The 26,617-nt window shown below is 49.9% G+C and carries 30 protein-coding genes and 1 tRNA gene; 14 read left to right on the top strand and 17 right to left on the bottom strand.

Annotated features, from left to right (window positions below; translation table 11 throughout):
- Positions 1 to 2 precede the first annotated feature (2 nt).
- Complete coding sequence (locus tag DHN43_RS08530; protein WP_108818314.1) at positions 3 to 680, bottom strand: OmpW/AlkL family protein; 678 nt, start codon at positions 678 to 680, stop codon at positions 3 to 5.
- Positions 681 to 1,145: 465 nt separating this feature from the next.
- Between DHN43_RS08530 and DHN43_RS08525 the strand changes: the two genes are divergently transcribed.
- The 3 genes from DHN43_RS08525 to DHN43_RS08515 all read left to right on the top strand — a co-directional run bounded on the left by DHN43_RS08525 (position 1,146) and on the right by DHN43_RS08515 (position 4,183).
- A complete protein-coding gene (locus tag DHN43_RS08525) occupies positions 1,146 to 2,288 on the top strand; it encodes an anhydro-N-acetylmuramic acid kinase (protein ID WP_108818313.1) in 1,143 nt (380 codons plus the stop codon).
- A 453-nt stretch (positions 2,289 to 2,741) separates the two neighbouring features.
- Positions 2,742 to 3,518, top strand: coding sequence for an NAD kinase (locus DHN43_RS08520; RefSeq protein ID WP_063289517.1), 777 nt, complete (start codon positions 2,742 to 2,744; stop codon positions 3,516 to 3,518).
- A gap of 149 nt (positions 3,519 to 3,667) precedes the next feature.
- The gene (locus DHN43_RS08515) at positions 3,668 to 4,183 is read left to right on the top strand and encodes an Hpt domain-containing protein (protein ID WP_208995066.1); all 516 of its coding nucleotides are present in this window, start codon (positions 3,668 to 3,670) and stop codon (positions 4,181 to 4,183) included.
- Positions 4,184 to 4,204: 21 nt separating this feature from the next.
- On the opposite strand, the gene DHN43_RS08510 is transcribed toward DHN43_RS08515, so the two are convergent.
- Together DHN43_RS08510 and DHN43_RS08505 are read right to left on the bottom strand one after the other, a co-directional pair.
- Entirely contained in the window at positions 4,205 to 5,344 is a 1,140-nt protein-coding gene (locus DHN43_RS08510; protein WP_108818311.1) for a DUF2336 domain-containing protein, read from the bottom strand.
- A gap of 145 nt (positions 5,345 to 5,489) precedes the next feature.
- Positions 5,490 to 6,452: a transglycosylase SLT domain-containing protein gene (locus tag DHN43_RS08505; protein ID WP_108818310.1), complete on the bottom strand. Its 963-nt coding sequence runs from the start codon at positions 6,450 to 6,452 to the stop codon at positions 5,490 to 5,492.
- Between the two features lie 184 nt (positions 6,453 to 6,636).
- Between DHN43_RS08505 and DHN43_RS08500 the strand changes: the two genes are divergently transcribed.
- Positions 6,637 to 7,323 (top strand): citrate lyase subunit beta, encoded by a 687-nt coding sequence (locus DHN43_RS08500; RefSeq protein WP_108818309.1) that lies wholly within the window; start codon positions 6,637 to 6,639, stop codon positions 7,321 to 7,323.
- A 26-nt stretch (positions 7,324 to 7,349) separates the two neighbouring features.
- Here the strand turns inward: DHN43_RS08500 and DHN43_RS08495 are convergent, their stop codons facing one another.
- On the bottom strand, positions 7,350 to 7,961 hold the full coding sequence (locus DHN43_RS08495) for a flavin reductase family protein (protein WP_108818308.1): 612 nt from the start codon (positions 7,959 to 7,961) through the stop codon (positions 7,350 to 7,352).
- A gap of 16 nt (positions 7,962 to 7,977) precedes the next feature.
- Complete coding sequence (locus DHN43_RS08490) at positions 7,978 to 8,583, bottom strand: nitroreductase family protein (RefSeq protein WP_108818307.1); 606 nt, start codon at positions 8,581 to 8,583, stop codon at positions 7,978 to 7,980.
- Between the two features lie 259 nt (positions 8,584 to 8,842).
- Here DHN43_RS08490 and DHN43_RS08485 point away from each other — a divergent pair, with 259 nt between their 5' ends.
- Positions 8,843 to 9,928, top strand: coding sequence for a hypothetical protein (locus tag DHN43_RS08485; RefSeq protein WP_057462510.1), 1,086 nt, complete (start codon positions 8,843 to 8,845; stop codon positions 9,926 to 9,928).
- A gap of 79 nt (positions 9,929 to 10,007) precedes the next feature.
- Here DHN43_RS08485 and DHN43_RS08480 read toward each other — a convergent pair whose 3' ends face one another.
- Both DHN43_RS08480 and thrS read right to left on the bottom strand, forming a co-directional pair.
- Positions 10,008 to 10,859: a 1-acyl-sn-glycerol-3-phosphate acyltransferase gene (locus DHN43_RS08480; protein WP_108818306.1), complete on the bottom strand. Its 852-nt coding sequence runs from the start codon at positions 10,857 to 10,859 to the stop codon at positions 10,008 to 10,010.
- A 154-nt stretch (positions 10,860 to 11,013) separates the two neighbouring features.
- Positions 11,014 to 12,960, bottom strand: coding sequence for a threonine--tRNA ligase (gene thrS / locus DHN43_RS08475; RefSeq protein WP_108818305.1), 1,947 nt, complete (start codon positions 12,958 to 12,960; stop codon positions 11,014 to 11,016).
- A gap of 299 nt (positions 12,961 to 13,259) precedes the next feature.
- Here thrS and DHN43_RS08470 point away from each other — a divergent pair, with 299 nt between their 5' ends.
- Complete coding sequence (locus DHN43_RS08470) at positions 13,260 to 14,600, top strand: glycosyltransferase family 4 protein (protein ID WP_208995051.1); 1,341 nt, start codon at positions 13,260 to 13,262, stop codon at positions 14,598 to 14,600.
- On the opposite strand, the gene DHN43_RS08465 is transcribed toward DHN43_RS08470, so the two are convergent.
- A complete protein-coding gene (locus DHN43_RS08465) occupies positions 14,597 to 15,019 on the bottom strand; it encodes an ASCH domain-containing protein (protein ID WP_057462515.1) in 423 nt (140 codons plus the stop codon). The genes DHN43_RS08470 and DHN43_RS08465 overlap by 4 nt on opposite strands.
- Positions 15,020 to 15,058: 39 nt before the next feature.
- Positions 15,059 to 15,143: transfer RNA gene (locus DHN43_RS08460), tRNA-Tyr, on the bottom strand.
- Between the two features lie 350 nt (positions 15,144 to 15,493).
- Here DHN43_RS08460 and DHN43_RS08455 point away from each other — a divergent pair.
- On the top strand, positions 15,494 to 15,793 hold the full coding sequence (locus tag DHN43_RS08455; RefSeq protein ID WP_108818303.1) for a hypothetical protein: 300 nt from the start codon (positions 15,494 to 15,496) through the stop codon (positions 15,791 to 15,793).
- A gap of 48 nt (positions 15,794 to 15,841) precedes the next feature.
- Positions 15,842 to 16,396, top strand: coding sequence for a hypothetical protein (locus tag DHN43_RS08450; RefSeq protein ID WP_108818302.1), 555 nt, complete (start codon positions 15,842 to 15,844; stop codon positions 16,394 to 16,396).
- A 15-nt stretch (positions 16,397 to 16,411) separates the two neighbouring features.
- On the opposite strand, the gene yidD is transcribed toward DHN43_RS08450, so the two are convergent.
- Complete coding sequence (gene yidD, locus DHN43_RS08445; RefSeq protein ID WP_108818301.1) at positions 16,412 to 16,765, bottom strand: membrane protein insertion efficiency factor YidD; 354 nt, start codon at positions 16,763 to 16,765, stop codon at positions 16,412 to 16,414.
- Positions 16,766 to 16,776: 11 nt separating this feature from the next.
- A complete protein-coding gene (locus DHN43_RS08440; protein ID WP_108818300.1) occupies positions 16,777 to 17,211 on the bottom strand; it encodes an iron-sulfur cluster assembly scaffold protein in 435 nt (144 codons plus the stop codon).
- 415 nt (positions 17,212 to 17,626) lie between these two features.
- Between DHN43_RS08440 and folE the strand changes: the two genes are divergently transcribed.
- The 3 genes from folE to DHN43_RS08425 all read left to right on the top strand — a co-directional run bounded on the left by folE (position 17,627) and on the right by DHN43_RS08425 (position 19,876).
- Positions 17,627 to 18,259 (top strand): GTP cyclohydrolase I FolE, encoded by a 633-nt coding sequence (gene folE, locus DHN43_RS08435; protein ID WP_057462520.1) that lies wholly within the window; start codon positions 17,627 to 17,629, stop codon positions 18,257 to 18,259.
- Positions 18,260 to 18,293: 34 nt separating this feature from the next.
- On the top strand, positions 18,294 to 18,764 hold the full coding sequence (gene hisI / locus DHN43_RS08430) for a phosphoribosyl-AMP cyclohydrolase (RefSeq protein WP_063289530.1): 471 nt from the start codon (positions 18,294 to 18,296) through the stop codon (positions 18,762 to 18,764).
- A 98-nt stretch (positions 18,765 to 18,862) separates the two neighbouring features.
- Entirely contained in the window at positions 18,863 to 19,876 is a 1,014-nt protein-coding gene (locus tag DHN43_RS08425; RefSeq protein ID WP_108818299.1) for a patatin-like phospholipase family protein, read from the top strand.
- 86 nt (positions 19,877 to 19,962) lie between these two features.
- On the opposite strand, the gene DHN43_RS08420 is transcribed toward DHN43_RS08425, so the two are convergent.
- Positions 19,963 to 20,394, bottom strand: coding sequence for a CBS domain-containing protein (locus tag DHN43_RS08420; protein ID WP_057462523.1), 432 nt, complete (start codon positions 20,392 to 20,394; stop codon positions 19,963 to 19,965).
- Between the two features lie 164 nt (positions 20,395 to 20,558).
- Positions 20,559 to 21,329 (bottom strand): rhomboid family intramembrane serine protease, encoded by a 771-nt coding sequence (locus DHN43_RS08415; RefSeq protein ID WP_057462524.1) that lies wholly within the window; start codon positions 21,327 to 21,329, stop codon positions 20,559 to 20,561.
- A 466-nt stretch (positions 21,330 to 21,795) separates the two neighbouring features.
- Here DHN43_RS08415 and DHN43_RS08410 point away from each other — a divergent pair, with 466 nt between their 5' ends.
- From DHN43_RS08410 to DHN43_RS08400, 3 genes are all read left to right on the top strand, one after another.
- Entirely contained in the window at positions 21,796 to 22,485 is a 690-nt protein-coding gene (locus DHN43_RS08410; protein ID WP_057462525.1) for a PAS domain-containing protein, read from the top strand.
- Positions 22,486 to 22,589: 104 nt separating this feature from the next.
- Positions 22,590 to 23,225: a PilZ domain-containing protein gene (locus DHN43_RS08405; RefSeq protein WP_057462526.1), complete on the top strand. Its 636-nt coding sequence runs from the start codon at positions 22,590 to 22,592 to the stop codon at positions 23,223 to 23,225.
- A gap of 367 nt (positions 23,226 to 23,592) precedes the next feature.
- The gene (locus DHN43_RS08400; RefSeq protein ID WP_108818298.1) at positions 23,593 to 24,213 is read left to right on the top strand and encodes a transglutaminase-like cysteine peptidase; all 621 of its coding nucleotides are present in this window, start codon (positions 23,593 to 23,595) and stop codon (positions 24,211 to 24,213) included.
- A 77-nt stretch (positions 24,214 to 24,290) separates the two neighbouring features.
- Here DHN43_RS08400 and DHN43_RS08395 read toward each other — a convergent pair whose 3' ends face one another.
- The 4 genes from DHN43_RS08395 to cysE all read right to left on the bottom strand — a co-directional run bounded on the left by DHN43_RS08395 (position 24,291) and on the right by cysE (position 26,595).
- Complete coding sequence (locus DHN43_RS08395; protein ID WP_063289533.1) at positions 24,291 to 24,818, bottom strand: gamma carbonic anhydrase family protein; 528 nt, start codon at positions 24,816 to 24,818, stop codon at positions 24,291 to 24,293.
- A 55-nt stretch (positions 24,819 to 24,873) separates the two neighbouring features.
- Positions 24,874 to 25,188, bottom strand: coding sequence for a DUF6949 family protein (locus DHN43_RS08390; protein ID WP_063289534.1), 315 nt, complete (start codon positions 25,186 to 25,188; stop codon positions 24,874 to 24,876).
- 260 nt (positions 25,189 to 25,448) lie between these two features.
- Positions 25,449 to 25,664 carry a DUF3126 family protein gene (locus DHN43_RS08385; RefSeq protein WP_108818297.1) on the bottom strand — a complete coding sequence of 72 codons (216 nt, stop codon included), beginning with the start codon at positions 25,662 to 25,664 and terminating at the stop codon, positions 25,449 to 25,451.
- An 82-nt stretch (positions 25,665 to 25,746) separates the two neighbouring features.
- Complete coding sequence (gene cysE / locus DHN43_RS08380) at positions 25,747 to 26,595, bottom strand: serine O-acetyltransferase (protein WP_063289536.1); 849 nt, start codon at positions 26,593 to 26,595, stop codon at positions 25,747 to 25,749.
- Between the last annotated feature and the right edge of the window lie 22 nt (positions 26,596 to 26,617).

The raw sequence follows: 26,617 nt of genomic DNA, 5'->3' as shown, positions 1-26,617 counted from the left end.
CCTTAGAAACGGTAAGTAATACCAGCGCCAACCAGCCAAGGATTCAGCTCAGCAGTGCCTTTCAGCTTGTCACTGCCGACTTTCACGTCAAAGTCAGGCTCAAGGAACAGCTTCTTAACGTCCAAGTTTACACCCCAATTGTCATCGATCATGTAATCGAAACCAACTTGAAGCGCTGCCCCAAATGTATTTTCAATATCAAGATCATCAACGTCATTGGCATCTTGATTATAGAAAATCGTATAGTTCACACCTGCACCAATATAAGGCTTGAAAGCGCCAAAGTTGGTGAAGTGATACTGCAAAGTCAGAGTTGGCGGCAGGATCCATGTATCCCCCACATCGGTACCCGCAAGAGCGCCATCACCATCTACATTCGCCCATGTCGTTCCCAAAACCAGCTCGGCAGCAATATTTTCGGTAAAGTAGTAGGTGATATCCAGCTCAGGCACCACGGTATTCGAATAGGACAGGTCTGAGCCAGGAACGCCACTCACTGAACCGCTATCTTCAGTAATCACACCAAGAGCGCGCACACGGATCTGCCAAGGGCTCTTTTCAGATGCAGCCGCAGCCATGATATCTTCCTGTGGCACAGGCATATCCGCTGCCAAAACCTGCCCGGCAGGCACCACCATCGCAGCAGTGACCATCAGGCCCATCACCCTTTTCAAACTCATCTCCACCTCCAGTTGAATAAGAGAATTTTACACTTATTCCAATTATTGAGAGTGGGGCACGTGAGCATTGAGGTGCATCAAACCAGCATTGATAATATAAGTACTATTTATAATAGTAATTTTGCCGGATAAAGAACCTGAAATGTTGATTTCAAATAGACATTTTATGCATAAAAACTAACATATTCGTTGGAGCGCAACAAGCCAAGTACGTTTTCATCGCCTCAATTCATCACTCAGCTTGATGTGTAGAACGCTTGGCGATATCTCCGATGACCACAATCTCCAGCTAAAAACACACAATCCTCCATCGTTCCAGCGTTTGTCACCACGACCAGAAGCAGCTATGAAGTTATGACTTCGCGCAGGCCGATCCACAAGGCACACACCCTTCCTTGCAACATCAGGTTCCAACCGAAGTCTCTTCAGGTTTAAGTCTACCGGGTTTTGTGAGTGGGGGAATAAATGGCGGCTCAATGGTGCATCGGTCTGATGACCGGAACGGTAATGGACGGCAACGTCGACATCGCCATGCTGAAAACCGATGGACAAACCATCGAAGAGTTCGGCCCTTATACACTGGCAAGTTATCCCCCTGAGACCAACCAGCTGATCGCGGAAGCAATGGCTGCCGCTCAGGAGTGGAACTTTGCCTCCGAAGAACCAGAAATCTTCGCCCGGGCAGAAAAGGCATTGAGCGAAGGTCAGGCCCGTGCGATTTCACATTTCCTTTCAAAAAACTCCATTTCAACGCAAAATATTGCGTTGATCGGTTTTCACGGCCAAACCGTCTTGCACCGAGCACCGAAAGCTGGCCAGAAAGGTGCAACCCGTCAGCTCGGTGACGGTCAGATCATCGCTGATATGCTCGACATTCCAGTGATTTACGACTTCAGGACGCAGGACATAAAAGCAGGTGGACAAGGCGCACCCCTCGCAGCCATCTACCATCAGGCCCTCTTGAGAAGCGCTGGTCTGTCCGACAATCCAACGGACACAGCAATTCTGAACCTTGGCGGCGTCGGCAACATCTCGTGGTGGGACGGGCATAACACTCTGATCGCGTTCGACACAGGCCCAGCCAACGCGCCTATAAACGACTGGATCAGCTCCCATAATCGCGGCGACATGGACCGCGACGGCCTCATCGCAGCCAGCGGACAAGTGGACGAAGACCGCCTCAAAACGCTTCTCGAACATCCGTATCTCACCGAAGCCTTCCCCAAATCCCTCGACCGCAACAGCTTCACAAAAAACATGGCAACCGATCTTTCTCTGCAAGACGGCGCAGCAACGCTCACTGCATTTTCAGCAAGCGCAGTCGGCAAAGGGCTGGACATGCTACCAAAGCACCCGGCTCGCTTGGTAGCCTGCGGTGGCGGACGAAAAAACCCGCAGCTTCTGAAAGAGATCGAAGCGCGGGCAAACGTAAAAATCATTCAGGCAGAAGAACTTGGCTGGCGTGGGGATGCCGTGGAGGCCGAATGCTTCGCCTTCCTCGCAGCCAGATGCGATCGCAATTTGCCGATCAGCTTTCCGGGAACCACAGGCGTTCCAACAGCTATGTCAGGTGGTACCAAGGCGCTTCCACACCAACACACCAGCTAAACAGCCGTACCAGAAGTAAAAAGGTGGGAGCCCTTGCCGCCGCGCAAGAGCTCCCACCGACCTCTTGTTTAAAGCTCAAAAGGTCTCAACTTCAAATATCTATAAGAAAAGGTAGGCAGTATATTCAGGTCGCAACATTGTAGATAATTGATATCTTGAAAGAATTTCAACTATCTGCAACACAATCAACATACTCGAAAGTTATTTCAACAAAAACCCCTCCAAACAACCAAAACAACAACTGTTGCAATTCAGTACCTTGATGTTTATTCGAACACAAACAAGTAGCATTGCACAAATACACAACACAATACTTATAGGATCTATGTATTTTTTACAGTAAAAACTGGCAAGGCATGTGCTAATCCATTGGCAATCCCACGAGAAGCGACATAAAGGCAGTTTGAATTTTCCCAAAGTCATGCTACCTCCTTTTTAAGGGAGGAGCCGTCTTTGAAGAGAAGAACTATCAACCGCATTGCCTTTGTTTCCAGCGATACGCCAGAAGCACTTGCTGCACGCCAAGCTCTTGAAAAGATGTACGGATCTGCCTCGCAAGACGATGCGGACGTCATTGTCGCTCTTGGCGGCGACGGAGTTATGCTCTCTTATCTACATAAGTTTATGAACAAAGGCATGCCGATCTACGGCATGAATCGCGGTTCAGTCGGCTTTCTCATGAATGAGTACAAGACTGAAGGCCTGATCGAACGCCTTGAAAAAGCAGAGATAACACCTCTCCATCCACTCAACATTGAAGCTGTCGACAAAGACGGAAACGAGTTCACCGCTCGTGCAATCAATGAAGTCTCTTTCCTGCGCAAATCCCATCAAGCTGCGAAACTGCGCATCTCCGTAGATGGCCGCGTCCGCATGGAAGAGCTGGCATGCGATGGTATCATTATCTCTACTCCCCAGGGCAGCACAGCTTATAACCTGTCAGCCCATGGTCCGATCCTGCCGATTGACTCTCCCCTGATGGCACTTACACCCATCAGTGCCTTCCGTCCAAGACGCTGGCGCGGTGCTCTGCTCTCAACACAGAACACCGTTAAGATTGAAGTACTTGAAGCAGACAAACGACCAGTCAACGCAGCCGCTGATCACCGTGAGTTCCGCAATGTCATCAGCACGACCATCTATCAGGACGCGACTGCTCAAAGCTGCATCATGTTCGATAATGAACACAGCTGGGACGAACGTATCCTCTCTGAGATGTTTAAGTACTAAGACACAACCAGTTGATGCTATGATCACAACCAAATATGCTAGAAGAAACAACTTCGGGTTGGAATTGCTCGTAAAATAGTTAGATATTATTTCGAATTCGAAATATAATCACGCCTACAGCAATGCAGGCTCAGGAATTACGCAGGACAATGGCTTCTTTAACTGGTTCAGATAAATCTTCTCAGGAACACATCCGCGTTCCAAACGACCTTTCCAAAAAAGTCCGGAAGATGTCGACCATTGAAGCTGCCAAGTTCGACCCGGTCAAAGCAGCTGAAGAAGCCATAGAAAAGCTCTCTGACAAGTTTGAAAGCTGGATGGGGTCGGAAGTCGATTGCCTGAAAGAGACCAATCAGGCAGCACAGAATGCTGATTTTACAGGGGAAACCTACGACGCACTGTTCCGTTGCGCCCACGATATCAAAGGCCAGGCGGAAACTCTGGGCTTCCCACTGGTTGGCCGCGTTGCAAACAATCTGACACTCTTGCTGGTCGCCGCCAAGACACAAGAGAGCTTCCCGAAAGAGCTCATCGCTCAACACGTAAGCGCAATCAATGCAATGATTTCTGAAGATGCCCGCGATGAAACCAATCGGCTTGGTGTCGCGCTTGTGACAAGACTGGAAGAAGCGAGCGCTCCGCTCACAGAACTCGTCGACAGCTAATCAGGCAATAAGCTGAATACCTTAAGCCACGTCGCTCAGCATTTCAGCAACACGAGTACGTGCACTTTCGCGCGCCGCCTCATTGGAGAGGCGATGCAACAAGTCTTGCAGATCTCCCAGATCCTCAATACCAAGCTCATCTTCCAGCGCAATCAGATCACCAGCCACAATACGTGACTTGGACCAATGGTCGATCTGCATGTTTTCGACCCGCTGCCAGCTGGCAATGCACTCCTGGAAAAGCGCATGCGTGCGATCAGGCAAGCCAGCAGCTGACAAGACACGGCGCAGCGAAGCACCAAATGGCGTCGCCAATGCGTCAAACACCTGATCCTCCTCATAATCAGACAAACGAGCCAACGAGCTTGTAAGCAAGTTAAAGCAACCGGTTACTGCTGAACGAAGCAAAAGAACGCTTGTCATCTGAGCGGAAACAACCAGATGTTCAACAAGCCCGTGCAGCTCTTTGTCAGAAGCACTCCAGGCCAGTGAAATCGTGGAGCGATCCTGTGCATCAGCGACCAGTTGCTCAGGAGCACGCATATTTCTTGCACCAAGCACCTGCGGATGATCCCCAAGACCTTCAGTGTAACGCCGCAGCATCATATGTCTGATTTGCAAGGGAACATCATCACGAGACATCAGAGCATCTTTCACGTCCCGGCTTTCGCCAAACCGCGCAACAACACGTTCCATGCTGTTGGGTGTAATCTCTGCCTTTTCATTTGCAAGCAAAGCAACACAGGCCTCTTCACAAGCAACTTCGCAGATAGCAGCAGACAAACCCACCGTAATTTCAGGCCGGCTGGCAACTGCAACACAACGCTGAGTGGAGCCTGTCGCAACAAGATCCACCAGTTCACCTTCTGGAATAGTCGTCGCACCAGAAAGCAAAGGCAGCGCAACTTCATCTTCGTCCACGAGCAAAGCAGAAATGATATGAGAAGGAACAATCTTTGCAGCGCCAAAAGCTTCTGCAAGGGCGATCCGAACTGCAACATCACGATCATCAAGCAGGAAGGTCAATGCTGCCTCTGCTTCGCTGTACTCAGAGCTTTCAAGTTCAGAGTACAGCGAAGCACGCACCAAAGCACCAGCCGCCTGTGCGCGACTTCCACTTGGCGCATACTGCACCCAATTCAGAAAACTCTTGATAATCATGGCACTCAGAAACCTGTATCCACCAACTATGGGTAGAAATAATTAATCATAATTATTAAGGCTTCGTTCACCGCACCCGCAGTTTCTCGTAAAACTTGTTTTTTGAAAGATTAGAGCAGCAAGAAACGCCTGTAAGTCACAGGTTCTAGACCTTCTTACTTAAGGACTTTCCATTTGCTTGGGACGGTGCAAGAAATTTGGTCAGGTCCAAAGGTGCACCAGATGGTCTCGCGATTGGCTTTGGCGCAACAAACTGTTGGCTGATTGATTCCTGAACCTCAACACCGGATCGCTTCGTCTCACTCACAGCTTTGGACGCAGTTAATGCTGCCGCTTCATCAGTCCGAAACAGGGACTGAAAAGGAGCCTCATCTTTATCAACCGTCGTCGCACGCCATGCTGTCAGAATGCGACTTTCAACGCGGTGGCTGTCAATCGGCTTAGTGATAGGCCCCCTACGCACACCAACTGCCGGACGATCTGAACCAGCAATCGTATCATTAAAGCGACCAACCAGGCGGTCATGCACATCGCTGACGGTCCGCGCCTGCCCATCCTTGTTGTAAAATACAGCCTTATTGGACCGCGCTTGTAGCGGAAACAGGTCCGCAGCCGGGTGCTCTGGTCGGTCCTGAGCAGCATTCAAAAGCCGTAGACTACCATTCACCCCAAGAAAATGCGCAAGATACAGCTCACCAGCGGACGGGTCCCGCCCCAGATTTGAAGAAAGTCCAGAGGCGTTGTCTTTTGCCAAAGCACCGGCAACAAGCGAAGAGATATCAGGGTCATAACGCAGATCCAGAAGCTGTTGCTTCAGGTGCTTGTTGTCGACGCGGTACTTACCATTTGCATCAACACGAATGTGCTGCGCATAGTCTTGCAAGCCCAATTCCTCGCCATTTTTCTTGAGCGTCTCAAGCCAGGTGGACTCGATGAATTGAAAAAGCCCCGAGGCAGAGGAGGTTTTAGCTTTGGCGTTTGGGTCAAAGGAAGATTCACGGGCAGCCGCTTGCAGCAGAAAGTCAAAAGACGTACCTGTTTTGGAACTGGCCTTTTGAAAAGCCGATTCAATACGCCCTGCAATGGAAGGATCGCCTGCAACCTTCACGAGAATCTGCCCCCTATAATACCACTAGTTAATATCTCTTAATATTAGTTAATAAATAGTTAAATTTTAATTTTACCCTACTGAAATCACTGAGTTATTTGAGTTAAAACAGATTTTTCGCCTATCCTGTTCTCTACGAATTATGCATTACAATTCAATTTCTGATTGGATTCGGAGAAAAGCAATGAACTGCCTGCTGAGCGTGATGGCCTCAACATTCGAAAACACAGAAGAGCTGAAAGCTCTGAGGAATGTATCACTCGCCATCTTGCCAGAAAAGCCCGTCAGCGAGTTCGAGCCTTATGGCTCGCCAAACACTCTGGCAGAGCTGGGCAAACACCACGGCCTTTATCTCACACTGAACGAACCATCAGAGAACACGATCCTCTCAACGCTCAAGCCCTATGCTCATGTGAAGCCAAGAGGCGTCGTTCCAACCTTCATCAAATCGCGCGCTGATATTGAACGTTTGCACGCGATACTTTCTGTCCTTGAAGCCAAACACGCATTGCAAGACTGCACAGTGAAGATCATTCCTGAACTTGGCAGATATCCCGCAGCGTTTCACAACCTCATGAACCTCTCCAACACCAGCCCACGCCTAACCACACTGGCATGGAATGAAGAGGCGTTGAAAGAGGCACTGGATGCAAAACAGTCCAGAGATGAAAACGGTGATTTGTTGCCGCCGTTTCAATATGCACAAACACAATGCCTGTTTGCTGCAAAATCGGCTCACCTGATTGCTCTGGATACAGCACCAACGGCAGCACCTGAGGATCTGGAAAAATCAGTAGCACTCGGCTTTACCGGCATGAACGCAAACACGCCTGAAGACGCGCATCAGATACAACAGGTATTTTCGAGATAAGAAAAGGGGCGCCTGAGCGCCCGCCATCATGCTTTTTCTGGAAGAGCTGGCCGGTCCATCTGAAATACAGAATCAACCACCGAGTAATCCATGTAACCCAACCGGGCCAAAGGCTTCATTTTCGCCACATTGAGCAAGCCGTTATCAAGCACACTCTCGTCGATATGCACACCAACAACCTGACCCAGTATAAGCCAGCTGTTGGTCTCATTTCCGTCAATATCGATCAGACGCTGCACATTAACCAGCTTACATTCCAACGCAGTTTTTGCCTCTAAAACGCGCGGAGCCTTGATCAATTTGGATGGCTCCGCCGTTAATCCGGAAAGCTCGAACTCATCAACATCAGTACCAACCATTGCAGAGGACAGGTTCATCGCATCTGCAAGGTCCAATGTGGCCTGGTTGCAGACAAACTCGCCAGTTTCTTCGATGTTGCGGACAGAGTCTTTGTAACCGCTGGAACCAATCACAACCATCGGCGGTGTATCACACACTGCATTGAAAAAACTGTAAGGAGCCAAATTGCGCACACCGTCTTTAGAGACGGTAGAAACCCAACCAATCGGACGAGGTGCAACAACAGCCTTGAATGGATTGTGAGGTAATCCATGCGGCTTATTCGCTTCATAAAACATATACTTGCCTCAACTCCTACGCATCAACACCGGAAAGAGAACTTTCAAAATATTCAGTCAATCGGGCAACATCAGGCCGAGGACGCTCACTCGGAACAATGCTAGCGCTTCCGATATGAATGAAGCCTGCAAACCGCTCCCCATCACGAGCACCAAGATAGGCAGCTGCCTCATCATCAAAAGCATACCACTCAGAGAGCCACTGGCCTGCAAAACCCATTGAAAAGCAGGCATTAAGGAGCGAGACACAAACCGCCCCAACAGCAAGCTCCTGCTCCCAGACCGGAACTTTATGTTCCCGGTTTGGAGAAGACAGAACGCCAATAACCAACGGCGCACGCTTGAAACGCTCCAGCTCCATTGCCTTGGTGTTCTCACCAAGCGAGCCCTGACGTTTTTCTGCAATTTCAGCAAGCTTTAGACCGATAGGGTCAGCCTGTGAATTGTCATAGATAATAAACCGCCAAGGAGAAATTTTTCCGTGATCTGGAACACGGCAGGCTATCTCAAGAAGCTCTGAAATTTGTGCTTGATTGGGACCAGGGTGCACGAGTGTTGCAGCGAGATGGGAGCGACGAGTTTTGAGAAAACTCTTCAGTTCTGGAAGGTCTTTAGTTTCCACGGTCTCGATTCTTTTCAGGATTTCAACGATTAAAGCTACGCAATAGTCCTATACAGAATATCAACTGTGTCAATTAAAGGATGGTCTTGCCCCATTCTTGCCACATTGACTACCAATCCCCAACCCACTTAGTAAAAATTTATAAAACACTTCCAAATCACAGTTTGTCACTGTAATCTGATTTCACTCGATCGGGTGTCGGTTTTGTATTTACTGTCGCACACGGGTAACACTTTCTGAAGTAGTAGCGAGAGCACACGTGAAGTTAGAGCGGATATCGACGTTCAGCAAAGCGCTACAACGCGCAGCAACCGCCACAGCATTTTGTGCTGGATTGGCCTTGCTTGGAAACGCCGCTCAGGCTGCAGGTCCTATTCCTGTTTCCAAACCTGCTTTGCCATTCTCTAAAGAAGTGCTGGACTTGGGCGCAAAGCCAGACAAGACCATCGCACCTCCTATCAGCTATGACCCGCTCAGCGGTTATCAGGGACAATCCCTTGCACCAACAATGGGTACGAGCTTCTTACCGTACGCTCCCCCATCTGTAGGCGCAGAGCAGGCACCTGTCGGCGCACAGCCTGTCCTTTATCTGGTAGCAAAGCTGGCTGAGGGAACACCAAACCTCACACGCGGCCTGAAATGGCGCGTCTACTCTTCAAAAGAAAATGATGATGGATCTTTGACCATGGTCGCGTCCTCTCAAGATCAGGACGCAGAATTCCGCCTCGATCCGGGTACTTACCTCGTTCACACCTCTTTTGGCAAAGTCACTGCAACCACGCGCTATGAACTTAAAAGCGGTGTGAAGACAGGAACAATCATCCTGAACGCAGGTGGTATTCGTCTGGACGCTGCTCTGGGCAACGATCAGCAGATGCCACGCAAAGATGTGCGCTTTAACATCTACGATATGACTTACGACACCACAGGTAACCGCGGTCTCATTGCATCTGGCATCAAGCCGGGCGAGCTGGTTCCAGTGAGCGCAGGCACCTACCATGTTGAAAGCCGCTACGGCGATGTCAACGCTGTCGTACGCGCAGATATTCACGTCCAGGCAGGCAAGCTGACCGAAGCAACCCTTTACCATCAGGCGGGCAACATCACGCTGAAGCTGGTAAGCGCTAAAAACAAGACATCTTTGGCCAACACGTCTTGGACGATCCTCTCTCCAGGCGGCGACACAGTTGCAAGCGGCAATGGTGCGTTCCTTGATCTCACCCTAGCAGCCGGAACCTATACGGTTATGGCGCGCAACAACGGTGAGATGTATCGCGAAGAGTTCACGGTCAATCCAAGCGTAAACAACGTGGAAGTGGAAGTACTCGCAGAAAACCCTCTGTAAGGCTTGCACAAGATCAAGAATGACCAAGGCGCCTCACTCGGCGCCTTTTTTGGCTCACGCCGGCTCTAAGGAGGAGGCCCTACGGGAGAAAAAAGGTTTCCCCCTTTGGCGCCTCAACGCCATCCCGCAAGTTCATAACAGTTGCCTGAAGCTCATCCATCATTTCTCTCTGGCTCTCGCATCCCTCTAAAACCTCAAAGGCAATAGGAGAGCCAATCCGCGCGAGAATGGTTTGCCCCAGAATGCTCTTGAACTCGCTTATCAGAAGCGACAATCGTAAACTCAGGGAAATGCGACTGACCATGTGGAACAACGCCGAGTTCTGGCCCTCAAAATAAACCGGCAACACCGTTGCTCGCGCACTTCGAATGAGCTTGGCACTGAACGTCTTCCAAGGCAGCTCTTCTGCCCTGCCAAATGGCTTAGCAGCTGTCGCAACACCACCACCGGGAAAGATCACGATCGTCACCCCTTCCCGCAGCAATCTCAGCGCTTCCTGCCGTGTTTTCAAATTGGTGCGCAAAGCCTCTTCGGTTTCTTCAAAGTCTACTGGCAAAGCGAAAGGCCTGATTTCAGGCACCTTCAACAGCTCATTATTGATCAGCACGCGGTAAGGACGATTGAGCTGCTCAGCAAGCGAAAGAATCGCGATTCCATCTGCAATGCCATAGGGATGGTTCGCAATCAGCACCAGCGGCTTCCCATCCAGATCAGCGGGCGGCCAGTCGTTTCCGGTACATTCCACACGTAGGTCAATCTGATCCAGCAGATCACGCCAGAGCGCCTGATCAGAAACGCAAAAACCAGCCCGCCACTCCTCATAGAGGCCCAACAGCGCTCGCTTACCAGAGAGCCCTTCGATGCTGCGAATAAGCCATCGCTTCAATATGGGATGAGTACTATTGGCGTAGCTTAAATCCGCGTGGTTCACGACATCCTCACTTCACATAACTCATTTCATCTGAGCCGGTTTTGTAAGCTTTCGCAAACTTACGTGAAGTTTAGGCGACAGTGAGGCCAAAAAGAAAAAGGCTGGCAACAGAAACCTGCGGCCAGCCTTCAAAATTTCACTCAGTCTATAAAGATCAGGAAGCCTGCTCTTTCAGATCTGGTGCTGTTGCTTCATCAGTAAGGCTTGCCACCGCCTCATCCAATGTCATTGATGTTTGGTTGCGCGAACCAAGACGACGGATACTCACTGTCTTCTCTTCTGCTTCACGCTTACCAACCGCAATAATCACAGGGATCTTGGCATGAGAATGCTCGCGAACCTTGTAGTTGATCTTCTCGTTACGAAGATCCAGCTCACCGCGCAAACCAGCTTTTTTCAGCGCTGCATGCACTTCTTTCGCATAATCATCTGCATCAGAAGTGATTGCTGCCACAACGAAGTGCTGAGGTGTCAGCCACAATGGGAAGTGACCAGCAAAGTTCTCGATGAGGATGCCGAGGAAACGTTCCAGAGAACCACAGATCGCGCGGTGGATCATCACCGGCTGCTTCTTCTCGCCATCGCTGTCGACATAGAACGCACCAAAGCGCTCTGGCAAGGTAAAGTCTACCTGAGTGGTACCGCACTGCCATTCACGACCAATCGCATCGCGCAGAGTGTACTCAAACTTAGGACCGTAGAACGCACCCTCGCCCTCAAGAATACCTGTCTTGATCTTGCCGCCAGAGTTCGCTTCGATCTCCTTCAGCACTTCCCCCATCACTGCTTCAGCGTGATCCCAGACTTCATCAGAACCAACACGCTTTTCAGGACGGGTTGAAAGCTTCACAACAATCTCTTCAAACCCGAAGTCCTTGTAGACGGACATAATCAGGTCGTTGATCTTGTGGCATTCCGCAGCCATCTGTTCTTCAGTACAGAACACATGCGCATCATCCTGCGTAAACGCGCGAACGCGCATCAGGCCATGCAACGCACCAGATGGCTCATAGCGGGAAACAGCACCGAACTCAGCCATACGCAGAGGCAGATCACGATAGGATTTCAGGCCGTGCTTGAAGATCTGGACGTGACCAGGACAGTTCATCGGCTTAATCGCAAAGACACGGTGGTCTTCGGTCTCAGTCGCAAACATGTTCTCGCGGTACCATTCCCAGTGACCGGAGGTTTCCCAGAGCGACTTATCCAGAATCTGAGGTGCATTCACTTCCTGATAGTCATCAGCAAGACGACGACGCATGTAGTTGGTCAGGTTCTGGAACAACTGCCAGCCCTTGTGATGCCAGAAGACAACACCCGGACCTTCCTCCTGGAAGTGGTACAGATCCATTTCACGGCCAAGCTTACGGTGGTCGCGCTTCTCAGCTTCCTCAAGCATATGGAGGTAAGCTTTCAGATCTTTCTCATTGGACCATGCAGTACCGTAGATACGGGTCAGCATTTCATTGTTAGAATCGCCGCGCCAGTAAGCACCAGCAACAGTCATCAACTTGAATGCCTGACCAACCTGGCCAGTGGATGCCATATGCGGACCACGGCAGAGATCCAGCCAATCACCCTGCTTATAGATCTTAACGGTTTGATCTTCAGGAATCGCATCAACAAGCTCAACCTTGTAATCTTCGCCCTTGGAAGCAAAGTGTTCCTTCGCTTCATCGCGGCTCCAGGTTTCCTTGGTGAACTTCGCGTTGCGCTGAATGATCTGCTGCATCTTCTTTTCGATTTTTGGCAGATCTTCAGGTGTGAACGGCGTTTCACGCTTAAAGTCGTAATAAAAACCGTTCTCGATAACAGGGCCAATTGTAACCTGTGTATCAGGCCACAGCTCCTGCACAGCTTCTGCCATCACGTGCGCCGCATCGTGGCGGATCAATTCCAGCGCACGAGGGTCATCGCGAGTAACAAATTCAATCGCAGCACTTGCTGGAATAGGATCAGAAAGATCGCGCAGCTCACCGTCAATCGCGACGGCAACAGCTTTCTTCAAGAGAGATTTAGAAATGCTCCCCGCAACGTCAGCTCCGGTGGAACCAACGTCATATTCGCGAACGGAATTGTCAGGGAAAGTCAATTGCAGCATATCAAGTCTCCGGCTCACTCCTGCAAACAAGGCAGGTAAGCGGTTTGGTGTTAATCATGGATTGCCTGAATAAACAATTCTTGAAGACGCGTCCAGATGATTTTAAGCACGCCCAACTCTGTTTTCCTCGGGAGAGATCACCTAATCGACAGGTTACACACCTTGAATTACCACTGGTTAGCAAGGGTTTAGCTAGCCTTCCCCCTCCCCACTCCGCATACTGTTTGCAACAACAGGATTCGCAAACTCCATTACAAGGAATGCATGACGCACACTCTACCAGCAACCAGGAGCTGAGCATGACGACGCCAAAGCCAAAGCTCTACTTTGATTTGACCACCTTGAGGCAGAACCGCTCTACCTCATTACAGGCGAATGGCGTCACCAGAACACTCTATGAAACAGCCAGACGCTTTTATAAGGATGACCTTGAAGTCACCTTCATCTGTCATGACGCCCGAACAAACGAATATGTGAGTGTGCAAGCCGATCCTCTATTTAAGGATGATGACCTTAACCCTGCATATCTGCCCGACTTGCTGGGCGCTCCTGTAAAAACATTCCATCTTGAAAAATACAGGAACCGCAAGATCAAAGGACTATTTCACAAGTTGCGGCATACATTACGCTCACACGCGGATGAAACCATCGGAGCTTATGATGGAGAAGCGCTTGGAGATCCACTCTCCGACATTGACGCTCCCTTTCTTTCATTGGGAAATCTGGAAGAAGCCCGGCGTCTAACTGAGTATGTGAAGAGCCGCGCGCCATATGTACCAGTTTACGTCATGATCCATGACATCTCTCCTTTGCGTCTCAACGACCCTGAAGAAGACCTCGGCGCAAAACTTTGGCTGGAACATTTAAGGCGAACTGTCACCACAAGACCGCACGTTTTGGCAAACTCTGAGTATACGAGAAGCGATCTGCTGAAATTCCTAGCAGAGCAGAAACTCCCATCCCCTCAGAGCACAAGCGTTATACATTTGGCTCATGAATTTCAGGAAACAGAGCCGATCTACCCCCTCAGACAACGCCCGGAGAATGGGTTCTTTTTGCTGTTAGGTGACATTAGATACCGCAAAAATGCAAAACTGGTTTTTGACGCTTACTTGCACATTTTGAAGCACAATGAGGATACACCTCTGCCACAGCTCATATGCGCAGGCGCAATTCCAAATGGCGCCTTCGCAAGCCTCAACAAAGATCAGCAGTATACGGCTATTGGCAAGTACGTGACGATTGTCCAATCGCCTTCGCAAGCCGAGCTCACCGCCCTTTACAAAGAAGCAATTGCCCTGGTGTATCCGAGCTTGTTTGAAGGATACGGCTTGCCCGTCGGCGAAGCTCTTTGGATGGGGACACCTGTGCTTGCCTCAAAGGCGACTTCTATTCCAGAAGTTGGCGGTGATCATTGCCGATATTTCGACCCGCACAACGCTGAGGAACTGGCCGCCCTGATCCAATCAACATTAAAAACCAAGGACGCCTTACGCGCAGAACTACCTTTGAGGGCTGAGCTCCGGCAATGGCAGAATGTTAAAGAGGATATCTGGCAGGCTATTCAAAGCCACAGCACATCACCGGACAAGCGATCATCCGGCTCAGAGAGCATTTCACAAAAACTGGAAGAGACTTAATTCGGCTTAGCTTGATCGCGTTCGAAGATCTTTACCAGCTGGAAATACTCACAAACCAACTTCATATCTTGAGCAAAGACACCGTTCCGCTCAAAATATTCACGATGCGCGTCCTGCCAAAATTCAAGGCTAAGATCGCCTTCACCTTCCAGAACAGCCCAAATTTCATCAATCTCGTCGAACTGGCGCACATCAACCGTAACCATCTCAATGACGCAAGCGGCTTGCCCCTTACCATCAAGAATAACGAACTGATCACCCGGCTGAGGAAGCGGCTCCCCTTCTTTCTCATAGGAAAGCAGATCGCCACAGGTAGCCGTCTTTGTTCCATTCAGAACAAGATCAAGCAAGCTGTCAGCAAGGTCAGGGCTGTCGCCAAAAGCATAACTTGGGAGGTCTTCAAAACCTTCAATAGACATGCATCTCTACCGTAACAAACTGATTTTATGAAAGGAAAATGGTGGAGGAGGTTGGATTCGAACCAACGTAGGCATAGCCAGCGGATTTACAGTCCGCCCCCTTTAGCCACTCGGGCACTCCTCCGTCGCATTGGCCAAGTTGGCCGCGCCGTGTGAGGACGGGTTATCTTCATTTGAGCCCCTCTTGTCAACGCTCCTTTGAAATTTGGGTTGGGAAAACATAGGAAAAAACGTTTTTGGCCCTCAATCTGTGAACAACACGCCTCTAGGCAGCTCCCACATAGGCAAAATCACGTATTTCGCGCACAAAAATTTCATGAATTTCAACACCGGCAGATAGCTTTTCATTAAGCCAAGAACCCGGAACCACTGCAAGTTGCTGGACGCAACTCTACATTAAGCCATTATCTTCAAACGAAATTATGAGTTTCTGTATTGGAGTGCACACCACACTGATCATCCAAAGGTATTCAAATGAGCAGGCACTGGCTTTTCACATATCTTGTCGTCATAGGGTTTGCGCTCACCACTGGAGCGCGTCCTGCTCACGCTCAGATATCTATTGAACCCTCTCTTGGAACCTCTGGAATTGTCGAACCAGAACCAGATAATGCAGAAGAAGACCCATCCATGATGAGCGGTATGCCGGAATACCAAATGAGCAATCCGCACGACATGCCGGTACCATCCGAACCGACGACTGATCCAACCGCTACTGACAATGAGCAAAGCGAGAATGACAAAGGAAGTTTTTGGTCGCAGTTCTTTCAGTAGTCTTTGAACTCAATCAAACAGCGGCAAGAATGAAAACAGGATAACCCAATGAAACCCTTAGCAATCCTGAGCGCAAGCGCAGTCTTGTTCATTCATTCATCTGGTCTGGTCGCAGTTGCACAGGTTACGGGAGATGGCCCGCCCGTCCCAACCAGCAAAAGCCTCCAAAGCGACATCCATACACTCGCAGAAACTGGAAGTGGCGCATCCGCTGTAAAGGCCGCCGAGCAATGGTTAGGGAAATCATTGAATTTCGCCTGGACTATTACAAAGGAAGACGCAGAGGCAATTGAAGAGAAGTTCACGACCTTCATTTGCAACAGTGAAGCACTCGCCTGGAACACCACCTCCAAACTTGGCAAGAGCAAAGGATCTGCAACCTACACCGTACAGCAGATTACGCCGGAAATTACTCAAATCTCCTGGAAGGATAATCCGCAGGAATCCAATCTCGGATGGGTTTGGACATTAGATGCTGCCAGCGGAAAAGCATACGGCGTTGTTATCAACTCACAGCCCTATGAAAACCTCTCCATTGAAGGAGAGTTCGCGGTTTTGCCAGTCCTCACTGAAGAAGAGAAAAACGAGTTCACCTGTCCTTAGCAACAGGAACGGTTTCTAGTCCGGCAGATCAAAGCGCGTCTTGGGGTCAATATGGTGTCCAGTCCAGTGCCCGTAGCGCCAGGGCAGATACCATCTGGAATGCTCGGGCAGACTTGCAGGCACAGGATCATACCCGCTGGCTCCATATGGGTTACAACGGATGATCCGTGATAGCCCAATCCAACCGCCACGCCAAAAGCCGAAACGCACCATCGCTTCAGCTGTATAATGTGAGCAGGAAGGCTGATAACGGCACGCACGCCCGAGTATCAACGACAAACTGTGTTGGTAAATCCAAATAAGCCCGATCCCAACCCACGCCATCAGGCTGGCAGGCCTCACTTTGGGCAGCGGTTCGGGCTTACACATTTCAGTTGGCCTTAAGCAACGGTAGCTTCAACATCATCAAGCGCTTTCACCAGGGCTTCAAACGCAAGCATGGTGGACGCATGACGCGCTTTATAATCGCGCACCGGTTCAAGGAAGGACAGATCAGTGAAACGACCATTCGGCGGTGGTCCACTTTCCTTCAACATCGCATGGAGCTGCGCATAAGCCTCCCGAATTTCAGAGGGTGAAGCCCCAATAACATCTTGGCCTAAAATAGAGGCTGAGGCTTGCCCAAGCGCGCACGCTTTCACGTCCTGCGCAAATGAGGTTATTAGACCATCGGCTACACAAACCTCAACGCTCACCGTCGAACCACAAAGCCGCGAGTGTGCTTTTGCCTGAGCTTGCGGGGCATCGAGATGTCCCAGTAAAGGGATATTCCCTGCAAACTCAAGGATCTTAGTATTGTAAATGTCGTCCAACATGCAAAACTCTGGCTACTATTCTGACACTCGCTTTATAACTTAAAGCGACCTTGGATCACTCAGTAGTAAGGGAAGACCCTTTCCTAACCAAGACATCTATCTTATATAGGTGGTGCTGCCGAGACCTTGCTAGAGGTCAAAAGCGGAATATCGCAATCTAGCACACATTACCTAGAAGAAACCATAGGTGCCAATTTATTGGCTGTCTAAACGGGTTGTCGTAGTTTATACCCTGCGCCATACTCGCATCTCCTTAGGTAAGCTATAGATTTGCGTATGACAATGGGAAGAGCCTGACTGAAAACAGGCCGACAAAAATAGTTGTTGCGCAGGAACCTATGGCGGGTTCAGTGTTTTTTTAAGAGAAGTATGTCTTAAATTACACTCATCGACTGCGTATTGTTGGAGACATAATATGGACGCTGTTTTGAGACCGGTTACAGAGACCGATCCCACGGCTACAGAAGACAACAAGCTCCCCAACCGCCCTAGCCGGGCTGAAGCTGAGGCTGCTGCACGCGTACTTCTTCAATGGATCGGAGATGACACCGAACGTGAAGGACTGCTGGACACACCAAAACGCGTGGTAAAAGCCTACGAAGATCTCTTCTCTGGATACAAAGAAGATCCTCGCGAGCACTTGGAACGAACCTTCGAAGAAGTCGGCGGCTACAATGATATTGTGCTGCTGAAGGATATCTCTTTCACTTCTTTCTGTGAGCATCATGTGCTGCCGTTTACCGGAAAAGCACATATCGCTTATTATCCGGATCATGCTGTGGTCGGCCTGTCCAAGATTGCACGTGTTGTAGAAATTTACGCACGTCGCCTTCAGACACAGGAACATCTGACCGTTCAGATCGCAACGGCATTGGAAGAGTATCTGGCTCCACGTGGCGTCGCCGTCATGATTGAGGCAGAACACCAGTGCATGTCTATGCGTGGCATTCAAAAGCAGGGTGTATCAACACTCACCAACCGGTTCTCTGGTGTTTTTGAAGACAACGCATCTGAACAGGTACGCTTTATGACAATGGTCCGTTCGTAAGCTCGGACCATTCATCACAAAATTCGAGCATTTCATGTCGACGAATATTAAAGCCGACGGCTTCGCGCCGCGTGCTGACAAAAAAGCAATTGAGCTGGGTGATGAACTCTGCCCAAAATTTGACGATAACGGTCTGATCGCAGCTGCAGTTACGGATTTCGAAAGCGGTGAGCTACTCATGGTGGGCTATATGAACACCGAGAGCCTGCGTCGTACAATTGAAACCGGCGAAGCTTGGTACTGGAGCCGCTCCAGACAGGAATACTGGAAAAAGGGCGGTACTTCCGGCCAGGTGCAGGAAGTCATTGAAATCCGGACCGATTGCGATCAGGACGCCATATGGCTGCGCGTCAAAGTGCACGGCAACGGCGCAACCTGTCACGTCGGTTACCGCTCCTGCTTCTTCCGAAAAGTGGACAGCAACGACACAGGCGACGTTTGGCTGGAGAAGACGGAAGTCGCTCCGGTATATGACCCCCAAGAAGTTTACGGGAAAAAACAGTAGGTTTCGCTGTGCCCCGATTCAGTCTTTTTATAGGTTTAAATAGCATAGTTACCCCAAGGTAATTTTGATTATTCAACCGTTGAAAGACAGTCGGGGAGATAGCAGTGCTGCAAAATCTACCTCTGTGGCCAAACAGCAAACAGCCTGTAGAAGAAGAGTCTGAGACACCACCCACCACACCTGAGCCAGAGATCACACCAGGTATCGGATTGGCTCTAGGCGGTGGTGCGGCTCGTGGTTGGGCGCATATTGGCGTACTTAAAGCCCTTTCAGAAGCAGGCATTCAGCCGGACTTTATAGCTGGCACGTCTATTGGCGCTGTTGTCGGTGGTTGTTATCTCTGCGGCAAGCTTGATCAACTCGAAGAGTGGGTTGTGTCACTTTCTCGCCGCCGGGTCTTCAGCATGGTCGACCTTTCCTTCGGTGGCTCTGGCCTCATCTCAGGCAAAAAAGTCCTCGCATTGTTCGAAGACCACTTCGGCGGGATCATGATCGAGGATCTTGATCGACCTTTTGCAGCAGTTGCAACAGAGCTTGGAACGGGACACGAAATCTGGTTGAAGAAGGGTCCACTCACGCAGGCGATGCGGTGTTCCACCTCCCTCCCCGGCGTGTTCGAGCCGGTCGCATATGGTGGTCGCTGGCTGGTGGACGGTGCGTTGGTCAATCCAATCCCAGTCTCAGTATGCCGCGCGATGGGTGCACGAGCTGTGATCGCAGTCAACCTCAACTCCGACACATTCGGCCGAGGCTCTACAGTTGTCCATGAACTGCCCCCAATCCCGAAAGACATGATCCCAGAGATCGATAGCAAGCTGCAAAAAGATCCGGGCGGCGCAATCAAGCGCGTCCTGCGACGTCAAATATTCGGTGGGAAGCCAAAAGGATTGCCGGGCATCTCCGGTGTAATGATGGACAGCTACAATATCATTCAGGACAGGATTGGACGCTCGCGACTTGCAGGAGATCCACCAGACAACATTTTGACACTGCGCCTCTCACATCTGGGTCTGTTCGACTTCCATCGTGGTGAAGAAGCAATTCGCGTTGGATATGAAACCACATGCCGTGCGCTTCCAGAACTCCATCAACTGGCAGAGATGCAGCCTTGATGCAGTGCATTGACCAACAATGTATTGATAAGAAATAGACTGGATGGAACTGCTGTGCCTTAGAAGCACAGCAGTTTAGGCACAGATCATACGGCCTGAATGTAACTCCGCAGATCCTCTGCTTCACGCTCAACTTGAGCAATGCGGAACTTTACGATATCACCGATCGAGACCAGCCCGATGAGCTTTCCGTCTTCCACAACTGGCATATGACGGAACCGCCCATCAGTCATACGCGCCATAACACCGTTCACGGAATCGGTTTCGTTACAGACGGCAACTTCTTTAGTCATGTAGTCACTGACGGGTTGTGCAAGTGCATCAGTTCCTTCCATGGAAATTGCCTTAACCACATCACGCTCCGACACGATCCCAACAATCACACCCGGCTGATCACACAACACAATCGCACCTATGCGGCGGCCTCCAAGGCTTGCGCATATCTCGCTTAAACTACGTGTGCTCGGTTCCGTAAAAACGTCCCGCCCTTTGCCGTTCAATATGGCAGCAACTGTCATGGCGACCTCCTCGTTTGTTTATGTCATCCTTCTTTCTCAGAGAAAAAAGAGGAAGAGAACAAATCTAACCCTACGGCATCATGACACAAAAAAACAATGCTTGCCTAGCCACCAACTTAGGTGCTGTTAACATATGTAGTTAGCTAACTATTAAACGCTCCACTTCAACGCGGTTTAATCGGATCCAATAATGGGAATAGGATCAAGCCAGCGATAAATCCACCTACGTGAGCTTGCCAGGCAATACTAACGCCCTCACCCGCAATTGGCGCGGACCACATGCCAAATAGGAAGTTCAAGCCAAACCATACCAGAATAAAGGTAAGGACACGACGATCGCTCAACGCCTCCATCAAAGGGCGGGCAGGAATAGAATAGGCTGCATTATCATAGCGCCGAAACGAACTCATCGGACCACCAGCTTCAAAGATGAAGCGTAAGGAAGCTGCCATCTGCCCTGAGACTGCCGCCGATGCACCAATCACCGGGATACTCTGCCCCCAGTTTGTAGCAAGATGAGCCCCCGCGCCAGCAACAGCGCAAACAGCCGAGAGCAGCAGAAAACGGGTCGCACCAAAACGTCGTGCAACAGCACTCCCGAACACTGCCATCCAAAGCACATTGAAACCTACATGCTGCACGCTACCATGCAAAAATCCGTAGGTCAGAAAACTCCAGATCGCCGAAACGGTTTCTCCTGGCCAGGAATATTCAGCCATAAATCCACTAAGATATCGGACAGGCCAGAACGCAAATAAAAGCAGCGTCTGCAAATCCGCGTTGGGCGTCAACACATAGGCACGAACCAGATGTATCCCAATAAAGATCAGAGACAGTCCAACAACCACGGTTGGCAGATTGAACATCGGCTCCCGCGCTGGTCTCTGAAGGTTGGGGCCGTGAGGTGCCAGATGGTCTTCATTGGATTGGTTCATTTTATTACAGATCCAAAATTATTGTCCCATTTTGAACTAAGACAACTTGGCACGCTTCGCAAGGCTTGCCGCAAAATGTAAGGATCAAATGAAAACAATAAACCGCCAGCACTCCCCCAAGCGCTGACGGTTTATCGGAGCTTCTCCCCGTTAGGCGTTTGATTTCCCGACTTTTTATCAGTACACGAAATGCTGAAAACCTAGGTTTACCGCCAACAATAGCTCAATTCTTAGGGCCTCAAGGGTTCAGGTGAGGCAACTGCAACCAAGATTATACAAGCCACCCAACAGCACAACTTAAACCCTTTGTTAAGGTTAATATTTTATTAAATTTTTATGATATTTCTAACTTGGCACGCTCCATGCTTATTCCCCACCATAGACCAGCGGATAGTTAAAGTTGTCCATAAAAAGGACACTGACCCCAATGGGAAAACCCAATAAGCGGACTGGGGAAGGCGGGAATATGAAACACGGTGCATCACGGATACTCTTCGAATACTGGGACGAAATTCGGGCTGAACGACCAGCTCCCGAACGTGGCGATATTCAACCTTCCGCAATCAAAAGTGTTTTGGGCGATACGTTTATTCTGGAACTGGCACAGCAGAACAATTTCAGGTTCCGTCTCGCAGGGACACGATTGTGTTCCCTGTTCTGTCGTGAACTGAAAGGCCGCAGTTTCCTTGATGGCTGGGATGAGAAAGACCAGCAAGCCGTCACAGCCATGCTTTCTGCCATAACACAGGATGGCGCTGCAGCTGTGATCAGCTTCACGGGCACAACTGAAATGGGTCAGTCAGTAGATCTGGAGCTCCTGCTCCTGCCAATCCGCGTTCAGGGGGAAGGTTGTACGCGTATTCTTGGCTGTATGGCCCCGCTCAAGCGTCCATTCTGGCTCGGTGTTCAGGCGATTTCCAAGCAAAAAGTCAACAGCCTGAGGTTGATCTGGCCAGATGAAGACGCACCTCTCTTCAGTGACGAAAATGACTGCGTCCCACATTTTGGAACTCCAACGCATCGCGCTGTTAGTTCAATGGAACCAAGAGTTAGCCGCGGAAGTCACTTGCAACGGTCAGCAGTACCAAAGGCCGTCGAAATCCCAAACAGCCGACAGGTAGGACACCTTAGAGTTGTTGATGGGGGCAAAATATAAACCTGTACTCCGCACCACAGTTACCATTCTGTTAACCTTGTTTTCCTAGGGTGTGACCCAAGTTTCTACTAGTCAATAATCGCGTAGTCGGGATTCCTAGGAAAATGGCAGGGCGCACAGCGACCAACAGAATTGCTGCACTAGCAGCAAAAGCACCTGACAGACGCCGTTTTTCTCGCGTTGAAATCAACGTGCTGGGCCGTTTCATGCTGGAAAACCGACGTGAGTACCCTTGCCAGGTCGTCAACATGTCACCTGGTGGCGCCGCCTTTATCTCTCCGGTAATGGGCGAAGTTGGCGAGCGCGTTGTCGCTTATCTTGATCACATTGGTCGTGTTGAAGGAAAGATCGTCCGCGAGATCGATGGCGGCTTTGCAATGACGCTCAATGCCAGCGCACGCAAGCGCGACAAGCTGGCTTCCGTCCTGACTTGGCTGGCCAACAAAGACGAGCTTAATCTGCCAGAAGATCGCAGATTTGACCGCTTCACTCCAAAGAATCCGATTACGAAGATCATTTTGCCAGACGGCAGAGAATACGCCTGCCGCATTGTGGATGTCTCCCTCTCTGGCGCCGCACTCAAGACGGATGTACGTCCGGCACTTGGAACACCAATCACGCTTGGTAAGATGCGTGCGCGGATCGTTCGCCACTTTGAAGAAGGCGTCGCAGTCGAATTCGCCACCGTCCAGAATAAGGAACTGCTGGAGCACCATATCTCCAACGCTGAAAAGCGCTAAGCCAGCCAGACCGATTCCTGTCTTATCAACGGTTAAGCCTCAGCTTTTCGATAAATTTATAAAAAAATATTTGCAGTGAGAATTACATGCAACTGACACAGCTTCACATGCCAACTCTCTAATTAACTGTAACTAAACCATAAAACTCTCGTTAGGTCTCATCAGAAACTCCAGTTTCCTGCGGAGTCTTAGTATAATTACAATTTGAATTAATATTGACTCTTATTTTCAGAAATATTGATTTAACTGATATTCAATCTTGATTTAAATACTGCTCAATTTTGATTAAATACTGACTTTAAAGATTATAACCAAATAAAAATGCGCGAAGGAAAGTAGAGCCTGCCATGATTGGAGGGCGCTACTTGTGTTTGAGTGTAAGCTGTTCGCGAAAAGTGTTTTGGGGGTCGCATTGGGTGGGCTAATCAGCCTGTCTTACGCTCATGCTGAGCAAGTTCCAGGACGCTTTATGCCAATTATCGGACAAGCCACTGCTCCCGTTGGCCATATTGAATTCTGTCAAAACTACCCACAACAGTGCCGCTATGGTACCAATACGCCGTTGGTTGTCCGCTTGACCAAAGAGCGCTGGCAGGAATTGCTGGATGTAAACGCCTCAATCAACACACAAGTTCGCCCACTAACAGACGAGCAACTGTTCGGAGTGCCTGAATACTGGACATACCCGCAAGGTGCTGGTGATTGCGAAGAGTACGTTCTGGAAAAACAGCGGCAACTCATTGCCTTGGGCTGGCCGCCAAGCTCCCTGCTCATAACGGTCGTGAAAGACCTGAGTAACGGCGGACACGCTGTCTTAAGCGTGCGCACTGATCAGGGAGATCTTATTCTCGACAATCAGATCTCTTCAATCTTGCCTTGGTATTCAACCCCATACCGCTACGTGAAACGCCAGTCCGCTCGCCATGCTTCTGCTTGGTCCGCTATTTCGGATAAACGCGTCACCACCGTTGCAAGTATTCCAGAATAAAGCTGCTAAGGTCTTGGCAAACAACAAAGCCGCGGAAAATGCCGCGGCTTGTTTTGTTTTCAAAAATCGTGATGGCTTCAGAGTTCAACCAGCTGCTCTTTAAAGCGCTGTGCATTCATCACGTAGCCATCTGCTGAGCGGATAAGCATCGCCTGTGCTTCATCATCCAACTCACGAACTACCTTCCCCGGCATTCCCACAACCAGAGAACCATCTGGAATAACCTTGCCTTCAGGAACCAGTGCATTTGCGCCGATGATACAGCCCTTACCAATCTTTGCGCCGTTCAGGATTGTCGCGCCCATTCCAATAAGCGAGCCTTCCCCCACAGTGCATCCATGCAAAATCGCCTTGTGACCAACCGTACAGTTTGCGCCAACAACCAGCGGATACCCCAAATCTGTATGAAGAACCGATCCGTCCTGAATGTTGGACCGCGCACCAATATGGATAAGCTCATTGTCACCGCGCAAAACAGCGCCAAACCAAATATTCGCTTCCTCATCCAACTGCACATGCCCAATCAGACTCGCACATGGCGCGACCCAGTAGTTTCCATTTTCAGGAACATTAGGGCTTCTGTCTCCAAGCTTATAAAAAGGCACAAGGTTCTCCTAGATTGCACAAATCAAATCCCGCGCAATCTAGCATATGGCTTGTTCAAAGTGCCAAGAGAAAACTCAAAACAAACGTACCGGAAAGAATGCTCCACATAGCGGTGAGCCCTCCCGCGGCGGCCAGCATCTTGGGGCTAAATGACTCTCGGTAATAACCCTGGATCGCATTGCGCATAAATATAAAAGGACCAGCAACAAGCCATAACCCAACGACAATAAGCCAGGACAGAGGCCCTTTCATCTCAGCAAAAAATCGCGGTGGCTCCCCAGTCACCAAGTGATAGAAGCTACCCAGAATTCCCGCAGTCACAAAACCAGAAGCCGCTATAAACGCGGCCAACAACAAATCGCCCAGCATGCACTTCCCCCATTCTCAGCTGGCTCAATCCAGCTCAAACGCGTTACTGTGCAGTTGAAAGCAATTCCTATGCCGCGTGCTATCCTCGAGTTAACCTCCTGTTAATATTTACATATGAAATCCGCATAGGAAATTCAGGCAGGCGAACAAACTCCATCCCGTTTCAATTCAGGACGCCCACAGCCTTCAAGAGTCTCATTTTGATGCAAAAAGGGCCCCAAAACGGAGCCCTTCAAATCAATCAGATTTTGCATGAAGCCTTAGAGGCCTTCCACGTCAATATCAAGGATAGCCATCTGGAAGTTCCAGCTCAGTTCGCCATCTTCCTCGTCGCGGAAGATAACGCCAAGAAACTCATTATTGATATAAACTTCCGCGGAATCATCTTTACGAGGACGCGCACGCACTTCAAGTTCTGGCGACTTGAAAGTATTGCGCATGTAGGTTTGCACCTTACGAATTTCATCAGGCTTCACAGCCGTCTCCTTACCAATTTCACTTCAAACTTGGGGCACAAACTATACAAGTTTATCGTCCTGCCAACCCTAGGAAACTAGCTTATCCTTGTTTGTTTTGCGAGGAAAGTCCTTGACCTTGACCGATCATTTGATCCATGGCACGAGCCGGCTGGTCGCAACCAGCTTCACCCACAACCTTGGCAGGAACACCCGCCACAGTCGTGCACGGATCAACGTCTTTAAGAACCACAGATCCTGCTGCAACACGTGAGCAATGGCCAATTTCCAGATTGCCTAGAACTTTGGCACCCGCACCAATCAGCACGCCCTGACGGATCTTCGGATGACGGTCGCCAGAGACCTTGCCCGTACCACCAAGTGTCACACCTTGCAAAATAGAGACATCGTCTTCAATAACAGCAGTGCCGCCAACCACAATGCCGGTACCATGGTCAAAGAAAACGCCCCGCCCGATAGGAACCTGAGGATGAATATCCATCTGGAACACTTCAGAGCAACGGCTTTGCAGGTAAAGCGCGAAATCCTCTCGCCCCTGCTTCCACAACCAGTTCGCTAACCGGTGTGTCTGCAGCGCATGGAACCCTTTGAAATAAAGCAGAGGCTCCAGGAATCGGTCACAGGCAGGATCACGATCAAAAACAGCACCCAGATCAACACGGAAGGCCTGAACAATATCAGGAGCCTGATCCAGAACATCCAGATAAGTCTGGCGGATAAGAGAAGAAGAGACAACCACATGGCCTAACCGGTCAGCCACACGATGCACAATCGCTTCCTCTAGAGAAGAGTGGTTCAGCACCGTCTCGTAAACAAAAGACGCAAGTGCTGGCTCAGAGCTGGCCATCGCCTGGGCTTCGGCTTTCACGCGATCCCAAACAGGATCATGCGATGCGAACTCCTTGGGGCTACTTGAAGAAAATTGCACCATGAAAGAGCGTTCCTTTATGGAT

This window comes from Pseudovibrio sp. Alg231-02, assembly GCF_900143565.1.
In the GTDB taxonomy this organism is placed as follows: domain Bacteria; phylum Pseudomonadota; class Alphaproteobacteria; order Rhizobiales; family Stappiaceae; genus Pseudovibrio.
This window is presented reverse-complemented; position numbering and strand designations above follow the sequence as displayed.